This is a genomic window from Chitinophaga sp., from assembly GCF_036569125.1.
Taxonomy (GTDB): Bacteria; Bacteroidota; Bacteroidia; order Chitinophagales; family Chitinophagaceae; genus Chitinophaga.
This window is the reverse complement of record NZ_DATCRF010000707.1, coordinates 1-2,475: the sequence shown is the minus strand read 5'-3', so window position 1 is coordinate 2,475 and position 2,475 is coordinate 1. Positions and strand designations below refer to the sequence as shown.

2 protein-coding genes are annotated in these 2,475 nt (G+C 50.5%); both read right to left on the bottom strand.

Going from position 1 to position 2,475, the window contains the following annotated elements:
• Positions 1-1,788, bottom strand: a 1,788-nt coding sequence (locus tag VIM87_RS26270; RefSeq protein ID WP_331999862.1) for a condensation domain-containing protein, incomplete at its 3' end; no start/stop codon positions are given.
• Between the two features lie 33 nt (positions 1,789-1,821).
• Positions 1,822-2,475, bottom strand: a 654-nt coding sequence (locus VIM87_RS26265) for a galactosyltransferase-related protein (RefSeq protein ID WP_331999861.1), incomplete at its 5' end; no start/stop codon positions are given.

Below are 2,475 nucleotides of genomic sequence, written 5' to 3'. Positions count from 1 at the left end.
GATCATTTCCATGCTGCGCTCCACAAGAATGCCTGCCGGCTCACCTTTTTTCAGGCCTTTGCGCTGCAGAAAATAAGCCAGCCGCTTACTGCGCTCATTCAGCTCCTTATAGCTCAGCTGCTCAGCGCCGCATACCACGGCTATTGCATCGGGTGTACGCAGGGCCTGCGCTTCCAGCAGGTCTATGATCGTTTTGTTATGAGGGTAGTCTACTGCCGATGTGCTGAGATCATGCAGCAATACATGTTCTTCCTGCGCTCCCAGCATACGCAAGCCGCCTATGCGCGCTTCCGGATCGCTGACGATGGATGATAACAGCTGCTCATAGTGGCCCAGCATGCGCTGCATGGTGGCTTCCTGGTAAAGGGAACGGTTATACGACAGGTAACATGTTAAACCATTACCCCGGTCTATAACCGTTAGGGTGAGCTCGAATTTTACCCGCTCGCCGGCTACCTGTTCCGGCGATACTACTAATCCTTCCAGCTCCATCTGGTTAGCGCCGTCCTGCTGCTGCATGGCAAACATCACCTGGAACACAGGGCTGCGGCTCATGTCACGGTCCTGCACTACTGTTTCTACTATCCTGCTGAAGGGTACATGCTGATGATCATAGCCAGACAGGGTGGTTTCCCTTACCCGCAGCAGCAGCTCCCGGAAAGCCGGGTTACCGCTTAAGTCTGTACGCAGGGCCAGCGTATTTACAAAAAAACCTATCAGCCCTTCGGTTTCCTGGTGGCGGCGGCCCGATACCGGGCTGCCTACACAAATATCTTCCTGGCCGCTGTAGCGGTAGAGTAATACCTTAAAAGCGGTTAACATGGTCATAAACAAGCTGCAACCGCAATCACGGGATAAGGCACGCAGCGCAGAAGCTACATCTTCACCTAATTCTAAATGACAGCCGGCGCCTGCTGTTCCCTGCTGCAAAGGCCGTGCATAGTCTGTTGGCAGTTCTAATGGGGCCAGGCCCTTTAGCTGCTGCTGCCAGTAACCCAGCTCAGTGGCCAGCTGCGCACCCTGCATCTGCGAGCGTTCCCACAGCGCATAATCTGCATACTGCAATGGCAGCAAAGGCAGCTGCGCTGCACGGCCGGTTATATAACAACGGTAACAATGGCTCAGCTCCCGGCACAGGATATTCCAGGACCAGCCATCTGCAGCTATATGGTGCACGGTCATCACTAAAATATATTCACCTGCATTCACGCGTACCAGGTGTGCACGGAACATGCCATCCCGGCGCAGATCAAAAGGCGCTTCAACCAGGTCTTTTATTAATTCCGTATACTCATTTACGTTATTATGCTGCTGCATTTGCCAGCTGCCGGGCTCCATTACCTGTTGATAACCGATGCCGTCATGTTCATAGATCACTGTGCGCAGCACCTCATGACGGTCAATTATGGTTTTGAGGGAATGTTCCAGCGCGGCCACATTCAGCTCTCCCTGCAATCTTATTACATAAGGAATATGATAATGCTGGCTGCCTTCCAGCTGATCGATCACCCATAAACGCTCCTGGTCAAAGGACAGGGGTATATGCAGGCTGCGCTGCCGCTCAGCGATAACTGCTTCCCAGTCAGGGTTTACGTTTTCATAAACGCTGCTGTGCAGCAATGCCCTGATCTCCTCTTTATGCCTGGCTATTTCACTAATGAAATGCTGATCTACCTCCTCTTTCTCCGCTATCCTGTACTTCACTTTTTCTTCTTCAAGGAAAAAGGTGATGCCTCTTTTTTTTGCTTCCTTTAAAATGGTTAAGCTCTTACTGAAATCACTGGACATACTATTGGGCTTAAAATAATCCTGGTTAAAAAATCACAAAAGCTCCACATCAAGCTGTGTATACCCGCTGCGATCGTGCACCTCCACGATCCGGTACCGGCAGGAGGACAAGCCGTTTGAAAAATCCCTGGGCTGCTTCAGCAATTCCCAGTTCCGGTTAAACGTATCCATAAGCACCGGATCTTTATCCACCACCCGTTCATGCGGTAATGATTCATAACGGCCATACCTGCGCTCAACCGGCAGGTTCTTTTGTACGAACGAGCGGTAAAAACAGTCATCTTCACAACCATATCCGGGGTAGTCATTATAAAACCCGTTTACGGATCTTATATGTTCGCCGGTTAACAGCACATGCCCTGAAAAATAAGTGGGGTATGGCATGGTGTAGTTAAACTGAGAGGCTGCAGAAGCCAGGTGTGTAGCTGCTTTCGGGAAGGAATAGTCTACATGGCCTTCTATCGCCAGCATATCTATATCACAAAGATCAAAGGCCATCGCCTTATCCTCTGCATACAGGAAGCCGATATTCAATAGCATGCCCCTGTTAAACAGGCCGTTCCCCAGCTGATGCACGATGTAGATATCAGCGTCCGGAAAAAGTTTTCTATAATGCGGTACAAATTGCTGCAGGTGCTGCTCCCGGTTCCTGTAGGGAACCACAAAAGCAAGCTTATAATCTATTGG